This is a genomic window from Paludibacterium sp. B53371 (assembly GCF_018802765.1).
Classification (GTDB): Bacteria; Pseudomonadota; Gammaproteobacteria; order Burkholderiales; family Chromobacteriaceae; genus Paludibacterium.
On record NZ_CP069163.1, the window covers coordinates 196,874 to 214,810 of the forward strand.

18 protein-coding genes are annotated in these 17,937 nt (G+C 62.1%); 14 read left to right on the forward strand and 4 right to left on the reverse strand.

Annotation, left to right across the window (positions count from 1 at the left end; genetic code table 11):
- The first annotated feature begins 176 nt into the window (after positions 1 to 176).
- The 3 genes from JNO51_RS00875 (at position 177) to JNO51_RS00885 (ending at position 3,607) form a co-directional block, all read left to right on the forward strand.
- Entirely contained in the window at positions 177 to 401 is a 225-nt protein-coding gene (locus tag JNO51_RS00875) for a hypothetical protein (protein WP_215780271.1), read from the forward strand.
- Between the two features lie 112 nt (positions 402 to 513).
- On the forward strand, positions 514 to 1,542 hold the full coding sequence (ltaE, locus tag JNO51_RS00880; RefSeq protein WP_215780274.1) for a low-specificity L-threonine aldolase: 1,029 nt from the start codon (positions 514 to 516) through the stop codon (positions 1,540 to 1,542).
- Between the two features lie 49 nt (positions 1,543 to 1,591).
- Positions 1,592 to 3,607 (forward strand): prolyl oligopeptidase family protein, encoded by a 2,016-nt coding sequence (locus JNO51_RS00885; protein WP_215780276.1) that lies wholly within the window; start codon positions 1,592 to 1,594, stop codon positions 3,605 to 3,607.
- A gap of 26 nt (positions 3,608 to 3,633) precedes the next feature.
- Here the strand turns inward: JNO51_RS00885 and JNO51_RS00890 are convergent, their stop codons facing one another.
- A complete protein-coding gene (locus JNO51_RS00890; RefSeq protein ID WP_215780277.1) occupies positions 3,634 to 4,260 on the reverse strand; it encodes a YceH family protein in 627 nt (208 codons plus the stop codon).
- Between the two features lie 113 nt (positions 4,261 to 4,373).
- On the opposite strand from JNO51_RS00890, the gene JNO51_RS00895 reads away from it, so the two are divergent.
- On the forward strand, positions 4,374 to 5,138 hold the full coding sequence (locus JNO51_RS00895; RefSeq protein ID WP_215780278.1) for a TlyA family RNA methyltransferase: 765 nt from the start codon (positions 4,374 to 4,376) through the stop codon (positions 5,136 to 5,138).
- On the opposite strand, the gene JNO51_RS00900 is transcribed toward JNO51_RS00895, so the two are convergent.
- Positions 5,135 to 5,632: a universal stress protein gene (locus JNO51_RS00900; protein WP_215780279.1), complete on the reverse strand. Its 498-nt coding sequence runs from the start codon at positions 5,630 to 5,632 to the stop codon at positions 5,135 to 5,137. The genes JNO51_RS00895 and JNO51_RS00900 overlap by 4 nt on opposite strands.
- Positions 5,633 to 5,926: 294 nt before the next feature.
- Entirely contained in the window at positions 5,927 to 7,186 is a 1,260-nt protein-coding gene (locus JNO51_RS00905; protein WP_215780280.1) for a glutamate-5-semialdehyde dehydrogenase, read from the reverse strand.
- Positions 7,187 to 7,549: 363 nt separating this feature from the next.
- On the opposite strand from JNO51_RS00905, the gene JNO51_RS00910 reads away from it, so the two are divergent.
- The 9 genes from JNO51_RS00910 (at position 7,550) to JNO51_RS00950 (ending at position 14,520) form a co-directional block, all read left to right on the forward strand.
- Positions 7,550 to 7,813 carry a DUF2282 domain-containing protein gene (locus tag JNO51_RS00910; protein WP_215780281.1) on the forward strand — a complete coding sequence of 88 codons (264 nt, stop codon included), beginning with the start codon at positions 7,550 to 7,552 and terminating at the stop codon, positions 7,811 to 7,813.
- A gap of 14 nt (positions 7,814 to 7,827) precedes the next feature.
- A complete protein-coding gene (locus JNO51_RS00915) occupies positions 7,828 to 8,688 on the forward strand; it encodes a DUF692 domain-containing protein (RefSeq protein ID WP_215780282.1) in 861 nt (286 codons plus the stop codon).
- Positions 8,672 to 9,127, forward strand: a complete 456-nt coding sequence (locus tag JNO51_RS00920) for a DNA-binding domain-containing protein (protein ID WP_215780285.1) — start codon at positions 8,672 to 8,674, stop codon at positions 9,125 to 9,127. Before JNO51_RS00915 ends, JNO51_RS00920 begins: the two co-directional genes overlap by 17 nt.
- Complete coding sequence (locus JNO51_RS00925; RefSeq protein WP_215780286.1) at positions 9,127 to 9,441, forward strand: hypothetical protein; 315 nt, start codon at positions 9,127 to 9,129, stop codon at positions 9,439 to 9,441. The genes JNO51_RS00920 and JNO51_RS00925 overlap by 1 nt, the downstream gene beginning before the upstream one ends.
- Positions 9,442 to 9,443: 2 nt before the next feature.
- Positions 9,444 to 9,908, forward strand: coding sequence for a DoxX family protein (locus JNO51_RS00930; protein ID WP_215780287.1), 465 nt, complete (start codon positions 9,444 to 9,446; stop codon positions 9,906 to 9,908).
- Positions 9,909 to 9,959: 51 nt separating this feature from the next.
- The gene (locus JNO51_RS00935; protein ID WP_215780288.1) at positions 9,960 to 11,591 is read left to right on the forward strand and encodes a methyl-accepting chemotaxis protein; all 1,632 of its coding nucleotides are present in this window, start codon (positions 9,960 to 9,962) and stop codon (positions 11,589 to 11,591) included.
- Positions 11,592 to 11,709: 118 nt separating this feature from the next.
- A complete protein-coding gene (cysT, locus tag JNO51_RS00940; protein WP_215780289.1) occupies positions 11,710 to 12,549 on the forward strand; it encodes a sulfate ABC transporter permease subunit CysT in 840 nt (279 codons plus the stop codon).
- Between the two features lie 10 nt (positions 12,550 to 12,559).
- Positions 12,560 to 13,459, forward strand: a complete 900-nt coding sequence (gene cysW, locus JNO51_RS00945) for a sulfate ABC transporter permease subunit CysW (protein ID WP_215780290.1) — start codon at positions 12,560 to 12,562, stop codon at positions 13,457 to 13,459.
- Positions 13,456 to 14,520, forward strand: coding sequence for a sulfate/molybdate ABC transporter ATP-binding protein (locus JNO51_RS00950; RefSeq protein WP_215780291.1), 1,065 nt, complete (start codon positions 13,456 to 13,458; stop codon positions 14,518 to 14,520). The genes cysW and JNO51_RS00950 overlap by 4 nt, the downstream gene beginning before the upstream one ends.
- A 9-nt stretch (positions 14,521 to 14,529) precedes the next feature.
- On the opposite strand, the gene JNO51_RS00955 is transcribed toward JNO51_RS00950, so the two are convergent.
- Positions 14,530 to 14,958 carry a DciA family protein gene (locus JNO51_RS00955; protein ID WP_215780292.1) on the reverse strand — a complete coding sequence of 143 codons (429 nt, stop codon included), beginning with the start codon at positions 14,956 to 14,958 and terminating at the stop codon, positions 14,530 to 14,532.
- 203 nt (positions 14,959 to 15,161) lie between these two features.
- Here JNO51_RS00955 and secA point away from each other — a divergent pair, with 203 nt between their 5' ends.
- Positions 15,162 to 17,864, forward strand: a complete 2,703-nt coding sequence (gene secA / locus JNO51_RS00960; RefSeq protein WP_215780294.1) for a preprotein translocase subunit SecA — start codon at positions 15,162 to 15,164, stop codon at positions 17,862 to 17,864.
- Positions 17,865 to 17,937 lie beyond the last annotated feature (73 nt).

Consider the following 17,937-nt stretch of genomic DNA (forward strand, 5'->3'; position numbering starts at 1 on the left):
CAGCCAAATTCTGCGTGGCAAGGAGAAATTGCTGGTGACACGCGGTGTCTCTCGCTATCGTTAGGGAGAGTCTTGCGTGTGTCACGGTCGGGTCCTGATGGCTTTCACCGTTGTTCCGTCGAGGTTCCCGTCGTTGGCCGACAAGGCTTTTCGTCGTTTCTGCAAGGGAGAGTCCCATGAAGCAGTCGCCGAGATTCGATATCGACCTCGACAAGCATTACAACGCCACCATCGTCATTGCCTGCGATGCGTGCGGTCATGAAAGCCGGGTAGACCTGAAAGCCCTGTCGCCCGATGTCCCCGTCCGATGCAAGTGCGGTTCCCAGATCGGCATGACGCCGCACGCCATTCTCAAAGCGCAGGAACGAGTCAGCCAGATCAAACAATCTTATGGCGTCTGACGTCTGAGCAGTCGCACAATATGCGCCGGTACGGCCGGCATGAGCCAGACGTGATGTCTGCAGTCAACGGCGACCCAGGGTCGCCGTTGCGTCTTTTAAATTGGGGAAAAACATGCAGTGGATCGATATGCGCAGTGATACCGTCACCCAGCCGACACCCGCCATGCGGGCGGCGATGGCACAGGCGGCGGTAGGGGATGATGTCTATGGTGATGACCCGACCGTGTGTGAACTGGAGCGGCAGGCGGCGCAGAAGGTCGGCATGGCGGACGCTCTGTTCGTGCCCAGCGGCACCATGGGCAACCAGCTGGCATTGTTTACCCACTGTCAGCGTGGCAATGAGGTGATTGCCGCCGATGACTGCCACATCATCTGGCATGAGGCTGGTGCAGCGGCCGTGATTGCCGGTGTGCAGATGCGCACGGTCGACAGCGTCGATGGCCTGATGCCACCCGAGGCCGTGGCCAGCCGGATCCGCATTGGCGATGACATCCATTTCCCGAAAACCGGTCTGATCTGCCTGGAAAATGCCCACTCTGGCGGCCGGGTCCTGCCACTAAGCTATATGCAGGCGATCCGTGCCATCGCCCGGGACCATGCTATTCCGGTGCATCTGGATGGTGCCCGGGTCTTCAATGCCGCAGTCAGCCTTGGCGTGGATGTGCGCGAGATCACTGCGCAGGTCGACAGTGTGATGTTCTGCCTGTCGAAAGGTCTGGCGGCGCCGGTCGGCTCGATTCTTGCCGGCTCGTCCGCCTTCATTGCCCAGGCAAGGCGCAAGCGCAAGCTGCTTGGTGGCGGCATGCGTCAGGTCGGTGTGCTGGCTGCGCCGGGTCTGCTGGCCCTCAACGAAATGAGCCAGCGACTGCACGAAGACCATGCTCATGCCCGCTATATGGCGCAGCAATTGGCCGGACTGCCCGGTATCGAGCTGGATCTGCAGACCGTGGACATCAATCTGGTGTGGTTCACGGTACCGCCGACCCTGTCTGCCGAGCGACTGATGCAGGCGCTGGAGCAGGCCGGCATCAAGGCCAACCCGCCGGAAGCCGGACGCATGCGGCTGGTGACGCACTGGCAGATCGGCCGGGAAGAAATCGACCGTGTGGTTGCCGTGCTGCGCACGGTGCTGGCGGCCTGAGTCGGGGCTTTGTGTTACCCTCGCGGCTTCCGCGACGAACCCGAATACCATGACTGCTTACGCTGACCCCTATCTCTGGCTGGAAGAACTCGACAGTGACGAAGCCGTGCGCTGGGTCGAGGCACAAAATGCCCGTACCAGCGCCGTGCTGGATGCCGATGCACGCTTTGCCCCCCTGCAGGCCGAGATCCTGCAAACCTTGCGTGACACCCGGCAGATTCCCTATTTCAACCAGCATGGCGAGTGGCTGTACAACTTCCACCAGAGCGAGGCGCAGCCGCGTGGCGTGTATCGGCGTACCACGCTGGCGGCCTACCGCGCGGGAGCCAGCGATTGGCAGGTGGTGCTTGATATTGATCAACTGGCCGCCGCCGAGCAGCAGGACTGGTATCTCGAAGGGGTGTCCCATTACACCCTGGGGCCCGCGCGCTGCCTGCTGACACTGTGTCTGGGCGGCAGTGATGCCGCGGTGACCCGCGAGTACGATCTGGAGGCCGCGGCCTTTGTCGAGGGGGGATTCAGCCTGCCCTTCGGCAAGAATCATGTTGCATGGCGCGATCAGGACAGCCTGTTTGTCTGTCCGGCCTGGGAGGCGCGGCAATGCTCGCGTGCCGGCTATCCGCGCGAGGTCTGGCTGCTCGAGCGTGGTCAGGACTGGTCGCAGGCCCGTCGGCTGTTTACCGCCCCGGTCAGTGCGATGATGGTCACGGCCTGGCGCTTTCTTGATTGCGCGGGCGGCTGGCTGGACATGATCGAAGCTTCCGATGGCTTTTACCGCAAGCGCTATCACTTGCTGCGAGCGGACTTGAGTACGCAGCCGCTGCCGCTGCCGGCCGATGCCGAAGTGCTGGCCTGGCTGCATGGCGATTTGCTGGTCAAGCTGGCCCAGCCCTGGACGCATGCCGGGCAGACCCTGCCGGCCGGTGCGCTCATCACCTACCGGGTCGACAATGGCGTGGTGGCACCCCTGTTGTGTCCCGGGGTGCGCGCCTCGGTCGAGTCGGTCGAGTGCAGTCGCGGCTTTATTCTGGTGAATCTGCTGGAGAATGTGAAAAGCCGTTTGCTGGCTTTTCGCTGGCAGCAGGGACAATGGTGCGAGGTGGCCTTGCAGGCCCAGTCGGATGGCGTGATCGAATTTGTCGACCAGCCCTGGGACACCGACGTACTGTATTACAGCTATAGCGACTTTCTGACCCCGACCGGCCTGTATCGCCTCGAGCTGCCGCTGGGCTCGCCGGAATGCCTGCGCGCCCAGCCGGCGGCCTTCGATGCCTCGCGTTTTGTCGCCGAACAGTGGCATGCCCGTGCCGCCGATGGCACCGACATTCCTTATTTCATCGTGCATGCCCGCGATCTGCCCCGCGACGGACAGGCCCCGACCCTGCTGTATGGTTATGGCGGCTTTGAGGTGGCCATGTTGCCGTATTACATGGATAACTTCGGGCCGCACTGGCTGGAAAAGGGCGGGGTTTTCGTGGTGGCCAATATCCGAGGCGGTGGCGAGTTTGGCCCGGCCTGGCACCAGGCGGCACAAGGGGTTCGGCGTGCGGTCAGTTTTGAAGATTTCATCTGTGTGGCCGAGGACCTGATTGCACGGGGCGTCACCCGACCCGACCGGCTGGCCATCGAAGGGGGCAGCAATGGCGGTTTGCTCGTCGGCGCCGCCATGGTGCGTCGTCCCGAGCTGTTCCGTGCAGTCGTGTGCGAGGTGCCGCTGCTGGACATGCTGGGCTATACCCGGCTGCTGGCCGGTGCCAGCTGGATCGACGAGTATGGCGATCCGGACGATGCTGCTCAGCGTCCGCATCTGCAGGCCTACTCGCCCTATCATCAACTGCAGCCTGGGAAGGGTTACCCGCGAGCGCTGTTTACCACCAGCCGGCGCGATGACCGGGTTCATCCGGCCCATGCACGCAAGATGGTGGCGCAACTCAATGCGCTCGGTCATGCCCCGCTGTTTTACGAGACCGACAGTGGCGGTCATGGCGGGAATGCCGGTCAGGCTCAGACCGCGACCGATCTGGCGCGGGTGCTGGTGTATCTGTATCAGCAGCTGTTTGACTGAGCCGGTCCCCGCCGGTTTGCTGGGGGCTACTGATCGAGCTGGCTCTCGAGTTCGGCCAGCCGGGTGCGCAGTGCCTCGACCTGTGCTTCCAGGGCAGCCACCCGTCCGGCCAGCCCGACATCGATCTCGCTGCACGCTTGTGCCATCTGCTGCGGTTCGCCGCTGAGCAGGTGCGCCCAGCGCGCCTCGCGTGCCCCCGGTTGTCTGGCCAGTTTCAGCGCCATGGGCGGATACTTGTCCGCCAGCGCCAGCAGGGCACTTTCGACCTCTTCCGTGCTGGAGAAGGCATAGATCCGTCCGCTGCGTGCACGGATTTCGGCGGCGGTCTGGGCGCCGCGCAGCATCAGCAAGGCCAGGGCCGCCAGTCTGGCGCCGTCAATATTCCAGGCGTAGTTGAGGCGATGCTCGTATTTGGCCACCCGGCTGCCGGCCGGCGTGCGTTCGGCGATCAGCTTCTGCGCCATCAGGCTGTCCAGCGCGGCGAGAATGTCGCTCTCGCTCAGTTGCATGACCGGCTCGCGGCTGGTCAGCTGATTGCAGGCGCCGGTCAGCGCGTTGAGCGTCAGCGGATAGGCATCCGGCGTCAGCGCCTGTTTCTCCACCAGTACGCTCAAGACCCGGACTTCAACGGCATCCAGTTGATAGCCATCCATAAACCGCCTCCTGCATGGGTAAAAATGCGATTCTAGCACCGGGATGCGGTACGGCAGTTGACAGCTTTGTCTGACGACGCCACCCTGACGGCTTTTCCAGCCTGCCACCTGCCATGATCCGTGCCGATTTGTTGCTCGTTGCCCTGGGGTTGGCCCCTTCGCGGACCAATGCCCAAAATCTGATTGATGCCGGTCGCGTCAGCGCCGAGATCGACGGCCGTCTGGTGCCGGTCAACAAGTCCGGCCAGAAGTTTCCCCCTGATTTTGCTGCTTTCCAGGTCCGCCCTGACCCGGCTGATCGTTATGTCTCGCGTGGCGGTCTGAAAATGGCCGGCGCGTTGCAGTCGGCCCAACTCGATGTGCGGGGGATGAGCGTGCTGGATGTCGGTCAGTCGACCGGGGGCTTTACCGATTGTGTGCTGCAGGCTGGTGCGTGCCGGGTGGTCGGGGTGGATGTCGGCCATGACCAGCTGGCGGCGCGGCTGCGCAGCGATGCGCGCGTGCGTTTCTTTGAGGGGGTGAATGCCCGGGCGCTGGATCCGTCGATATTGCTGGCAGCCAATGAGGCGCAGCCCTTCGACCTGGTGATTGGCGATGTGTCGTTCATTTCCCTGACTCTGGTGCTGCCTTCTGCGCTGGCCCTGTTGCGTCCGGGCGGCTACCTGCTGTCGCTGGTCAAGCCGCAGTTTGAAGTGGGCCGCGAAGGCATCGGTCGTGGTGGCATTGTGCGCGATCCACGGCTGTATGACGGTGTTCGTCGCAAGATGAGCGATGCACTGGCCGCCGAGGGGATGCAATTGCTGAAGTGGTTCGACAGCCCGATTACCGGAGGGGACGGTAATCGCGAGTTTTTTGTCTTTGCCAGGAAGGCAGATTAAGCATTGCTCATGGTTTGTGGGGCTGGTGTGCTGGCCCTGGCCGGGTTGTAACGCACCATCATCATCGGGCAGGAGGCCTGACGCATGACATGCTCGCTGAAGCTGCCCATCAGCATGTGACGCATCCCTCCCTGGCCATGCGTGGCCAGCACCAGCAGATCGGCATCAACCTCCCGGGCAAAGCGAGTCAGTACCATCGCCATATCCCGCTTGCCATGCCAGCATTCTCCCAGATAGTGCCGTACCTCGATGTCCGCGGCTGCCTGTATTTGGCGGCAGGCCTGCGCCAGGAGGGTTTGTCCGTGCAGCCTGGCTTGCGCCAGGCTTTCCGCCAGCGGAATCAGCTCATGATCGCCCCGGGCCAACTGCTGCAGGTCGAGCAGGTGGACCACGGTCAGGGCGGCCTGCATTTGCCTGGCCAGTTGTGCCGCCTCCTGCAATGCATGGCTGGCAGAAGGGCTGCCATCGACGGCAGCAATGATATGTCGATACATGGCGATGCCTGCTTGGTGTCATGGCAATCACGGCGAGTGATGAGCTCCGCGGCCGGCAAAGAAAAATGCCCACCCGAGTGGGGGTGGGCAGAAATGGCTGCGGGGGGCCAATGAGCCCTGTAACCAGGAGACTCATTAGCCGTTTTATGCAACTTGTCGGGGCTTTGCCAAAAGAAAAGTGGCATTTAAGTGGTAGTACTTAGGAGCCTCGAATCACTCCACATCTTGTGAACAGCTTGTGCACAGCTTGTCCACATCTCCCGGTTGTGGCATGGCATGGGCCATGCCGAAAACTCATTGCCGGATCTGGCCGTCCCCGAGTACGACCCATTTCTGGCTGGTCAGGCCGAGCAGCCCGACTGGCCCGCGTGCATGGATCTTGTCGGTCGAAATGCCGATCTCTGCGCCCAGACCATATTCGAAGCCATCGGCGAAGCGGGTACTGGCATTGACCATCACACTGGCAGAATCCACCTCGCGCAGGAAACGCCGTGCCCGCGTGTAGTTTTCGGTCACGATGGCATCGGTATGGTGGCTGCCATAGTGATTGATGTGCTCGATCGCCTGATCCAGATCGTCGACGACGCGCACGGCCAGAATGGGCGCCAGATACTCCGTAAACCAGTCTTCTTCGCTGGCCGCCTGTACCGAGGCGCCCAGCAGGGCCACCGTCCGTTCGCAGCCGCGCAAAGCTACACCCTTGTCGCCATAGGCGGCGGCCAGTTGCGGCAGCAGCGCAGCGGCCATGGCCTGATGAACCAGCAGGGTCTCCATGGTGTTGCAGGTACCATAACGGTGGGTCTTGGCATTGACGGCAATGGCGATGGCCTTTGCGGGATCGGCTGCCTCATCGATGAAAACGTGGCAGTTGCCATCCAGATGCTTGATCACCGGTACGCGCGCCTCGGCACTGATGCGGGCGATCAGCCCCTTGCCGCCGCGCGGCACCAGGACGTCGACGTACTCCGGCATGGTGATCAGGGCGCCAACCGCGGCACGGTCAGTGGTTTCGATGACCTGCACGGCGGTCTGCGGCAAGCCGGCAGCCTGCAGCCCTTCGCGCACACAGGCGGCGATGGCCTGATTGCAATGAAAGGCCTCGGAGCCTCCGCGCAGGATGGCGGCATTGCCGGATTTCAGGCACAGGGCGGCAGCGTCGGCGGTGACGTTCGGCCGCGCTTCGTAAATGATGCCGACCACACCCAGCGGCACGCGCATCTTGCCCAGCTGGATGCCGGACGGACGATAGCTGAAGTCGCTCATCTCGCCGACCGGGTCCGGCAGCGCGGCAACCTGGCGCAGGCCTTCGGCCATGGCGCTGATGCCCTTGTCGCTCAGGGTCAGCCGGTCAAGCAGAGCGGGCTCCAGCCCGGCCGCTTCAGCCGCTGCCAGATCCTGGCGGTTGGCTTCGGCCAATTGGCTGCGATCGCGTTCGATGGCATCCGCCATGGCCAGCAGGGCGCGATTCTTCTGCTCGCTGTCGGCACGGGCCAGCTGTCGGCTGGCGGCCCGGGCAGCGCGACCAACGGTCTGCATATAGTCGTGAATCGTCATGCTTTGTCCCGATATTTATTGATGTCCGTGATGAAAGTCAGCGTAACCGACATGATGCAGTGCGGCAACCTGAAATGCGGGCACAGGCAGGCTGAGAAAAGCAGTGAAATGACGTTTGCGGCGGAATGTCGGGTTAGATATGGCTGGTTGGCGGCATCGCCTGCCATTAAAGAGGGAGGTTTTTTGCGTTTGTAGTCAGTCGACTGGTCTTTGGCGCGGCTGGGCGAGCAGTTTCGGTAAAAAAATCTACAGTGTGGTGTAAGAAATCCACTTGGGCCGCGACCAACCATCAGAAAGCCCGATCAAGGGTTTCTGGTACCGGAGGGCCGGTGCCTTGATGCAAACACCAAGGAGATTGAAACCATGACTTCTCGCAAAATGATCCAGTCCGCTGCTGTTGGCCTGCTTGCCGTTGGCCTGATGACCGTTGCTGCCACCGCCTCGGCCGCCGACAAGGAACAATGCTTCGGTATCGCCAAGGCGGGCAAGAACGACTGCGCCAGCAAGTTCAGCAAGCACTCCTGCGCCGGCCAGTCCAAGGTCGACAATGATCCCAATGATTTCAAGCTGGTGCCGACCGGTTCGTGCCAGCAGATGGGCGGCAAACTGCAACCGGCCGGTCACTGAGGCGGGGAGTGACGATGCCGATCCTGACGAACGCGGTGTCTCTGCCCGTGAGTGCCGGCATCGGTCTGCGTGCCCCGCACCTCGACGAGGTGCGGGCAGGCTGGCCGAAGCTGGGCTGGGTGGAAGTGCACAGCGAGAACTACTTCATGGCAGGCGGACCGGCACTGGCTGCGCTGGAATCGGTCCGGGCGCACTACCCGGTCAGCCTGCACGGGGTCGGCATGTCGCTGGGCGGGGCTGATGCACTGGATGCCCGCCATCTGCAACAACTCAAACGGCTGGTGGCGCGCATCGAGCCCGCCGCCGTTTCCGAGCATCTCTGCTGGTCGGCCATCGGTGGCCGCTGGCTCAATGACCTGCTGCCTTTGCCCTATACCAGAGAAGCCTTGCAGCGGGTCTGTGATCATGTCGAACAGGTTCAGCAGGTGCTGGGGCGCCAGATTCTGCTGGAGAATGTCTCCAGCTATCTGCGTTTCTTGCCCGAGGACATGCCGGAGTGGGATTTTCTCGCGGCAGTGGTGCAGCGAACCGGCTGCCTGTTGCTGCTGGATGTGAATAATATTCACGTCAGCGCCGTCAATCACGGCTTTTGCGCCGAATCATTCCTGGCCGCCATGCCCGCCGAGGCGGTGGCCGAAATCCACCTGGCAGGCTACGAAGAAGACGATGGTTTGTTGATCGATACCCATTCCCGGCCCGTGCACGAAGCGGTCTGGGCCCTATACCGCTCGGCGCTGCAACGCTTTGGCCCGAGACCGACCCTGATCGAATGGGATCAGGACATTCCGCCGCTGAGCGAGCTGCTGGCCGAGGCCGCCCGGGCACAAGCCTGCCTGGATGACTGTCGGGAGGTGCGAAATGTCTGCCTTGCATGAGTTGCAACAGGCATTCGCCACGGCGGTCTTTGCCAATGAGGCGGACGACCTGCTGGCCTGCTGCGCCGGCGATCCGGCCCGTGCCGGGCGAGCCATCCAGGCCTATCGGCAAAGTGTGTTGTCCAATCTGGCGGGGGCCTTGCAGCTCACCTATCCGCTGGTGGGCCGAATTGTCGGCGAGCCCTTTATGCAGGCGGTCACCCGCCGTTATGCGCAGCGTTATCCCAGTAAGTCAGGCGATTTGAATCGCTATGGCGAGGCTTTTCCGGCATTTCTGGCCGGCCTGGAAGCTGTGGCCGGTTTGCCCTATCTGCCCGACGTGGCCCGGCTGGAGTGGCTGATGCTGCAGGTCAGCGGTGCGGCGGATGCGCCGCCACAAGATCTGTCGCTGCTGACGCGGACGCCGCCGGAGGAGTGGGGGCGCTGTGTTTCGAGCTGATGTCGGCACATGCCCTGCTGCGCTCTGACTGGCCTTTGCATGACATCTGGCGCGTCAATCAGCCGGATCATGTCGGTGAGATGGCCATCGATTTTTCCTGTGCGCAATCGGTGCTGGTCGTGCGAGAGGCCGTCGGGGTGACCGTGAGTCTGCTGCCGGCACTGGCAGCAACCGTGCTGGCGGCGCTTGCTGCAGGGCAAACGCTGCAACAGGCATTGGATGCCGTGCCGGATGAGTCGGATTTTGATTTGCAGGCCCTGCTGGCCATGTTGATTGGCCGTGGCCTGCTGATTCGGGCCCGGGCCAGGGAGTGATCATGAAGAACGTATGGTGCCAGGGCTACCGGTTTTGCCTGCAGGTGATCACGTTGATTGAGTGCTGGGTGCGGCCGCTGTTTGATCTGGGGCTGCGTATTTATCTGTGGCAGGTGTTTTTCCGCGCCGGCTGGCTCAAGTTGTCTGACTGGTCCGGGACGCTGGACCTGTTCGACTATTTCTACAAGGTGCCGGTGCTGCCGCCACATCTGGCGGCTGTCATGGGCACGGCGGGCGAGGTCGGCCTGTCGACCCTGCTACTGTTCGGATTCTGCGGACGCTTTGCTGCCGCCGGGCTGTTCGTGACCAACCTCATGGCGGCCATTTCCTTTCCGGATATCCCGGAACTCGGCTTGAAAGACCATTATTTGTGGGGCGCCCTGTTGCTGGTGCTGGCTTTTCATGGCAGTGGTCGTCTGTCGCTCGATCACTGGTTCAATCAGAAACTGGGCAACTCGCGATCTTGAGCTGCCTTGATCGGACAGGATGACTGTCCAACTTCTTCATCAGGGGCAATCATGAATCCCTTGCGTCATCTTGGTATCGGTGGCCGGCTTGCGCTGGCTTTTGCCGTCTTGCTGGCCCTGCTGTTGCTGGTGGCGGGTCTGGCGCTGTCGCAAATGCAGCAGCAGCAAATGGTTACCCGCCAGATTGTCGACCAGCAGGCCGTGCGTCTGTCGCTGGCCGAGGATATTCAGCGACATGCCCAGGGGGCGGCGCTGCCCTTGCTGCAATTGCTGCTGACCAAAGAGCAGGCCCAGCGGATCCCGCTCTACAAGCAGATGGATGAGGCAAACGCGGCGGTGGATCAGTCGCTGGCCAGGCTGGTCAAGTCCGATGACGAACCGATGGACAAGACCCTGATTGATGCACTGGTGTCGCAGCGGGCCAGTTATGCCGACCTGTTTCACGAGACGGTGATCCAGATCGAGGTACAGGGACCGGAGGGCGCGCTGGCCCATTTTGTCGCCAAGACCCAGCCGGCGCTGCAGTCCGTGCTGGCCGCATCCACCGCTTTGGTCGACAAAGAGCGTCAGGCCATGCAGGACGGTCGTCAGCAGCTGGAGGTGGCTGTGGCACAGGCCCGGTTGCTGCTCAGTGGCATGGCGATCGTGGCCGTGTTGCTCGGTGCCCTGCTGGCGCTGCTGGTAACACGCAGCATCGTGCTGCCCCTGCGGCGTGCGGTGCAGTTTGCCGACCAGGTGGCGCAAGGGCAGCTGAGCGGTGAGCTGCAGGTGTCGGGAGGGGGCGAGCCGGCTGCGTTGGCGCAGTCGCTCAACAGCATGCAGCGAGCCTTGTCCGGCCTGATCAGCGCCATTCGTTCCTCCGCGGATCAGGTTCATGGTGCTGCCGGTGCCATGGCCGGACCGGTGGATCACGTGCGGCATGGCTCGCATGCCCAGCATGACGCTGTCGCCTCGGTCTCGACGGCCGTCAGTGGTCTGGCCAGCGAATCGCGCGCGGTGGCGGCGGCTGCGGATGAAACCCGAGATCAGGCAGAGCGGGCGCGCGATCTGGCCCGTCAGGGTTGCCGCATGATTGAAGACGCTTCGCGCGAGGTGGCTCGCATTGCCGTGACCGTCAGCGAGTCTGCGACGTCGGTGGAGGCGCTGCGCGAACGGGCGCTGTCGGTGCGGCAGATGCTGGATACGGTCAAGGAAATTGCCGATCAGACCAACCTGCTGGCGCTCAATGCCTCGATCGAGGCGGCGCGTGCCGGCGAAACCGGACGCGGGTTTGCCGTGGTGGCGGATGAGGTGCGCAAGCTGGCCGATCGTACCTCGCAGGCGACGTCAGAAATCAATCGGGTGATTACCGCTATCGATGACGAAACCGGTGTGGCGGTGGCCCGTATCGGCCAGGGCAGGGAAGAGATGCAGCGCGGTGTGCAATTGATCGAGGGCATCATGCCGCCGCTGACCCAACTCAGCCAGGATGCGCAGAATTCACTGGATCAGCTGGATGGACTGCGCGAGACCCTGGGCCGTCAGGTGAGTGAAAGCCGCCAGATTGCCGCCAGTATCGAACGAATCGGCAGTATGGCGACCGAGAACCTGGGTGCAACCCAGTCGGTCGCCAGTACCAGTGACAGTCTCAAATGCCTGTCTCAAGCGCTAAGCGAGCAGGTGCGGCGTTTTCAGCTGGTCTGAGACAGGGGCGGGACTGGTTATAACCACGGTGGCTAATGGTATTTCCCGATATTATTTATGGGAATAAAAATCAGACGGTATAGTGCCATACTGCCTTCGCCATCGTGATGCCGCACCCATGACCTTACTTAACCGCCAATACAGCATGTTGCCGGGCTTCAGCCTGGCCTTCGGTGTGAGCCTGTTCTGGCTCGGACTGATCGTCATCCTGCCCTTTGCCGCGCTGATCGTCTCGACCGCAAGCATGGGCTTGCCGGCTTTCTGGCACACCATCAGCGACAGCCGTGTCTTGGCCGCCATCCGTCTGTCCTTCGTGGCGGCGCTGTACGCGGCGCTGATCAATGCCGTGTTTGGCCTGCTGGTGGCCTGGGTCCTGGTGCGCTATCCCTTTCCGGGTCGACGCCTGTTCGACGCGATGATTGATTTGCCCTTCGCCCTGCCGACGGCGGTGGCCGGCATTGCTCTGACCGCCCTGTATGCCCCTTCCGGCCTGATCGGCCAGTACCTGGCGCCGTTGGGGCTGAAGGTGGCGTTCTCGCCGCTGGGCATTGTGGTGGCACTGACTTTCATCGGCCTGCCTTTTGTGGTGCGTACCGTGGAGCCGGTTTTGCTGGGCCTGGAGCGTGAGCTTGAGGAGGCCGCCAGCTGTCTGGGGGCGACACGCTGGCAAATCGTCCGCCGGGTGGTTTTGCCTGCCTTGCTCCCCTCTCTGCTGACCGGGGTGGCACTGGCGTTTGCCCGCGGGGCTGGGGAATACGGTTCGGTGATTTTCATTGCCGGCAATATTCCGCGGGTGTCCGAGATTGCGCCGCTGATCATTGTGGCCAAGCTGGATCAGTACGATCAGAACGGTGCGACGGCCGTGGCGGTGGTCATGCTGGCCATTGCCTTTGTCTGCCTGTTGCTGATCAATGTGTTGCAGTGGCGCATTGCCCGGCGTCACGGCGCCGGACGTTGAGGAACCCTTCATGAGTGCTTACGTCGATTCGCGTGCGGGCAGCCCGGTCATCCGCTGGTCGTTGATTGTGCTGGCTGTCCTGTTCCTGACACTGTTCCTGCTCTTGCCGCTGTTCGTGGTGTTCCAGCAGGCCTTCAGCCAGGGGTTTTCCCTGTATGCGGCCGCTCTGGTCGATGAGGATGCGCTGGCAGCGATTCGTCTGACTCTGCTGGCCACCTCGGTGGCCTTGCCGCTGAACCTGATCTTCGGGGTCTGTGCCGCCTGGTGTATCGCCCGTTTCGAATTCCGCGGCAAAAGCCTGTTCACCACCCTGATCGATCTGCCGTTTTCCGTTTCGCCGGTGGTCGCCGGTCTGATGTATGTGCTGCTGTTCGGTGTGCATTCGCCGCTGGGGGGATGGCTCGAAGCGCATGGCTTCAAGGTGGTGTTTGCCGTCTCCGGCATCGTGTTGGCCTCGGTCTTTGTCACCTTCCCTTTCGTGGCGCGGGAATTGATCCCCTTGATGCAGTCACAGGGCTCGGAGGAAGAGCAGGCGGCGCTGGTGCTCGGCGCCTCGGGCTGGCAGACCTTCTGGCGTGTGACGGTGCCGAATATCAAATGGGGCTTGCTCTACGGCGTGATTCTGACCAATGCCCGGGCCATGGGCGAGTTTGGTGCCGTGAGCGTGGTGTCCGGCCATATCCGCGGCGAAACCATTACCCTGCCGCTGCACATTGAAATTCTTTACAACGAATACAACTTCGTCGGCGCCTTCGCCTGTGCTTCGCTGCTGACGCTGCTGGCCTTGCTGACTTTGCTGGCCAAAGCGCTGGTGGAGTGGCGTCAGCGTCGTGCCGACGCGCTGGCCACTACCCGGACGCTGGATCTGCGTCTGCAAGCCATGAGACCGCTTAACCAGGAGTCGGTATGAGTATCGAGGTTCGCAAGCTGAGCAAACGTTTTGGCGATTTCACCGCGCTGGATCAGGTGGATTTGCAGGTCAACCCCGGCGAGCTGCTGGCATTGCTCGGCCCGTCCGGCTGTGGCAAGACCACGCTGCTGCGCATGATTGCCGGACTGGATCAGCCGGATGCCGGACAGATCTTGTTTTCCGGCGAGGATGCTACCAGGCGGCACGTCAGCGAGCGGCAAGTCGGTTTCGTCTTTCAGCATTACGCGCTGTTTCGCCACATGACGGTATTCGATAACGTGGCGTTCGGCCTGTCGGTCAAGCCGCGTGCCACGCGCCCGGGCAAGGCGGAAATTCGCGAGCGGGTGATGTCTCTGCTCAAGCTGGTCCAGCTGGACTGGCTGGCCAATGCCTATCCGGCGCAGTTGTCGGGCGGGCAACGTCAGCGAATCGCGCTGGCGCGTTCGCTGGCGGTCGAGCCCAAGGTGCTGTTGCTGGATGAACCCTTCGGCGCACTGGATGCCAAGGTGCGCAAGGATCTGCGGCGCTGGCTGCGCGATCTGCACGATGAAATCCATCTGACCAGCGTGTTTGTCACCCATGACCAGGAAGAGGCACTGGAAGTCTCCGACCGGGTGGTGGTAATGAACCATGGCCGCATCGAGCAGGTCGGTGCGCCGGACGAGATTTACGAACATCCGGCCACGCCGTTCGTCACCCACTTTCTGGGGGATGTGAACCTGTTCCACGGCAGGGTGGAGCAGGGGCAGCTGACCATCGGGCCGTTTGCCCATCATGTTCAGGGTGTGGATGACAGCGAGCGGGCGGTGGCCTATGTGCGTCCGCACGATCTGGATATCAGCCGCGACCCGGCCGGTGCGCTGGCACAGGGGCGGGTCGAGCATATCCATGCGGTGGGACCGCTGGTACGGCTCGAGTTGCGCCGTGACGATGCCGAGCCCATTGAGGTGGCGCTGGCCAAGGAGCGTTATCGCGAGCTGGCGCTGGCGCCGGGAGATCTGGTGTATGTGCGGCCACGCAAGCTGGCGGTGTTTCCGGATGTTCAGGATTACGTGATCTGAGGGCTGGGCTTATTTGCGGTGATGGGCGATCAGCCTGGCCAGCGCCTCGGCGACCAGCGGGTGCTTCACCGCCTGAGCCGCCGCCTGCTCGATGGCGTCCAGGGCGCTTTCACCGATCACCAGTTTCTTTTCCCGCACCGGCGGTGCGATTTGCAGGTTGACGCGAACCTTGACCCGGTCTGCCGGATAGCCCAGTGCCGCCAGCTGCGGCAACAGGCCCGGCGCCAGCATGCGCAGCCGGGCGGCGATCAGGCCGTTGTCGGCAAACAGCAGCAGTTCCCCGTCTTCGATGCGCACGGCACGACAACTGGCCGCGACGGCTGGCGGCAGCATCTTGCGAAATGCCCGGTCCAGTTTCAGCAGGGCGCGGGCTTGTTCCGTCAGTTGAGCCAGAGTGCGATCATGGCTGGCGATTTGATACGGTGTGCGACTTCTCATGAATGGCTCAGTATGGGATTCGTCTGAATTCTAATTCATCATTGCGCTATTAAGCTGTCAGAAATCGCCGCTTGGTGCAAAGAAACGACCGGCTCGACGCAACAGCCTCTTGATTCAAAGCAATCATGCCCTGATATGCAGTGCATTGAATGTGCTAAACTCTCCGTCATTTTTGGCCTAGCTGGCTCCCCTGGATTCGATAGATGATTTCCTCGCTCCTCAAGAAAGTGTTCGGCAGCCGCAACGAACGGTTGCTGAAGCAATACCGCCAAGTGGTGGTTCGCATCAATGCCCTCGAAGAAGGCATGCGCTCGCTGTCCGATGAGGCGCTTGCAGGCAAGACCGCTGAATTCCGCCAGCGCCTGGCCGCCGGTGCCACGGTCGATGATCTGTTGCCGGAGGCGTTTGCCGTCTGCCGCGAAGCCTCGCGCCGGGTGCTGGGCATGCGCCATTTCGATGTGCAACTGATCGGCGGCATGGTACTCAATGCCGGCAAGATCGCCGAAATGCGCACCGGTGAAGGCAAGACCCTGGTCGCCACCCTCCCTGTCTACCTGAATGCCCTGACCGGCAAGGGTGTGCACGTGGTAACGGTCAACGATTATCTGGCCAGCCGCGATGCCGGTACCATGGGCCGCCTGTACAACTTCCTCGGCCTGTCGGTCGGCGTGAACCTCAGCCAGATGGATCACTCGACCAAGCAGGCCGCCTACGCCGCCGACATTACCTACGGGACCAACAACGAATTCGGTTTCGATTACCTGCGCGACAACATGGTCTTCAATCTGGGCGAGAAAGTTCAGCGCCCGCTGGCCTTCGCCGTGGTCGATGAAGTCGACTCGATCCTGATTGACGAGGCGCGTACCCCGCTGATTATCTCTGGTCCGGCGGAAGACAATCTTGATCTCTATACCCGGATGAATGCCATTCCCGGCAAGCTGCAGCGCCAGGAAAAGGAAGATGGCGAAGGCCACTACTGGGTGGACGAGAAGGGCCATTCGGTCATGCTGTCCGAGGCAGGTCACGAGCGCTGTGAACAGCTGCTGGCCGAAATGGGCATGCTGCGCGAGGGCGACAGCCTGTACTCCGCCACCAACATTTCGCTGATGCATCACCTGATGGCCGCGCTCAAGGCCCATTCGCTGTTCCTGCGTGACCAGCACTATGTGGTCCAGGATGGCGAAGTGGTGATCGTGGATGAATTTACCGGCCGTCTGATGCCGGGCCGCCGCTGGTCCGATGGCCTGCATCAGGCCGTGGAAGCCAAGGAAGGCGTCGAGATCAATCGCGAAAACCAGACGCTGGCCTCAATCACCTTCCAGAACTACTTCCGCCTCTATGGCAAGCTGTCCGGCATGACCGGTACCGCCGACACCGAAGCGTACGAATTCCAGGAGATTTACGGTCTGGAAACCGTGGTGATCCCGACCAACCGTCCGATGGTGCGCAAGGATGCGCAGGACAAGGTTTATCGTACCGCTGCCGAAAAATACCAGGCGATCATCGACGACATCGCCGATTGTCACAAGCGTGGCCAGCCGGTTCTGGTCGGTACCACTTCGATCGAGAACTCGGAGTTGATCTCGTCGCTGCTGACCCGCGCCAAGCTGCCGCACAACGTGCTCAATGCCAAGGAGCACGCCCGCGAAGCCGACATTGTGGTTCAGGCCGGTCGTCCGGGCGTGGTGACCGTCGCGACCAATATGGCCGGTCGCGGTACCGACATCGTGCTGGGTGGCAACCCGGAAACCGATATCCAGGCGGTGCGCAATGATGAGAGTCTGAGCGAAGAGCAAAAGCAGCAGCGCATCGAAGCCCTGCGCAGCGAGTGGCAGGAACGCCATGATGCCGTGCTGGCCGCCGGTGGTCTGCATATCGTCGGCACCGAGCGCCATGAGTCGCGCCGGATCGACAACCAGCTGCGCGGCCGTTCCGGTCGTCAGGGCGACCCGGGTTCCTCGCGTTTCTATCTGTCGCTGGAAGACCCGCTGCTGCGGATTTTTGCCTCCGATCGCGTCGCCGCGATCATGGAGCGGCTGAAAATGCCGGAAGGCGAGGCCATCGAGCATCCGTGGGTCAGTCGTTCCATCGAGAACGCCCAGCGCAAGGTGGAAGGCCGCAACTTTGACGTGCGCAAGCAGCTGCTGGAATACGATGACGTTGCCAACGATCAGCGCAAGGTGATCTATCAGCAGCGTAACGAGATTCTCGAAGACGAAGATGTCAGCGCCATCGTGACCAATATGCGCGAAGGCGTGCTGGGCGATCTGATCGACCTGCACATTCCGCCGGATTCAATGGACGAGCTGTGGGATCTGCCGGGGCTGGAGAAGGTGCTGGAAGCCGAGTACCAGTTGCATGCGCCGGTCAGCGAATGGCTGCAGCAGGAAGCCACGCTGGATATTCCCGATATCCGCGAACGCATCCTCAAGCTGGCCGAAGAGAGCTACGCCGCCAAGGTGGCCCTGGTCGGTGACGAGGGCATGCGCAAGTTCGAACATTCGATCGTGTTGCAGATGCTGGATTCTCACTGGCGCGAACACCTGTCGGCGATGGAGCATCTGCGTCAGGGGATTCATCTTCGTGGCTATGCACAGAAGAATCCGAAGCAGGAATACAAGCGCGAAGCCTTCGAGCTGTTTGCCGATATGCTGGAGCGCATCAAGCGCAGCGTGGTCGGTGTGCTGATGACGGTACAGATCCGCAGCCGCGAGGAAGTCGAGGCGCTGGAAGCACAGGAAGCACGAGAAACCTCGATGCACCATGACACCCCGGGGTCCGGCTTCTCAGATGAAGCGCTGAGTCCGGAGGCTCTGGCCGAGCGTGGTCTGCGCATCAGTCGCAATGATCCGTGCCCGTGCGGCAGCGGCAAGAAGTACAAGCAGTGCCACGGCCGTCTGGCCTGACCGCTTCGGTCCCGGTAACGAATGAACGCCACGCCTTGCGCGTGGCGTTTTTCATTTCGAGCCTTGGTTTCTG